Here is a 560-nt window from a genome sequence, read left to right on the forward strand (position 1 = left end):
CATATCTAACATAAAAAGCATCACCAATAAAACAATATACCCCTTTTTAAAAGGCTTTAACATTCTTGTCTCCACCAGAGAAAAATTTTAAATTTTGTTTATAAAATAAAAAGTACCAGAGTTTAAAAGTCAAAAAACAAGAGAATTGCTTCCTTGTTATTTTCTAGTTTCTTTCAACGTAATATGCACAATTTTCTTCATTTGGTTTATGGATTCACGAGAGCTATATTTTCTTTAAAAATCTACTTCTATAGCAATTTATGAAACAATCACCTTTAAAAATATAGAAAACACACTGATTTCACTCGTGAAATTCAATGCGTAGCTAAAGGAATGCCTATATCCGGATAAATCTCTGCTGTCATTAAACCTTTTTCTCCTTTACCAAAACGTACAAGAACAACTTGACCCGAACGAAGCTCTGCTAAACCAAAACGGCGCAATGTTTCCATATGAATAAAAATATCTTCCGTTCCTTGCCCACGGCTAAGAAAACCGTATCCTTTGTCACGATTAAACCATTTAACAATTGCTCGTTCTAGTCCACTTTCTGGAGTAAC

At 32.7% G+C, this 560-nt stretch carries 1 protein-coding gene; it reads right to left on the reverse strand.

What is annotated here, in order from left to right:
• Window positions 1–314: 314 nt before the first annotated feature.
• Window positions 315–560: cold-shock protein (locus ACFIL8_RS12485; RefSeq protein ID WP_375690093.1), on the reverse strand; the 246-nt coding region annotated here is incomplete at its 5' end.

The organism is Bartonella sp. AP57NXGY (assembly GCF_042195805.1).
Lineage (GTDB): Bacteria > Pseudomonadota > Alphaproteobacteria > Rhizobiales > Rhizobiaceae > Bartonella.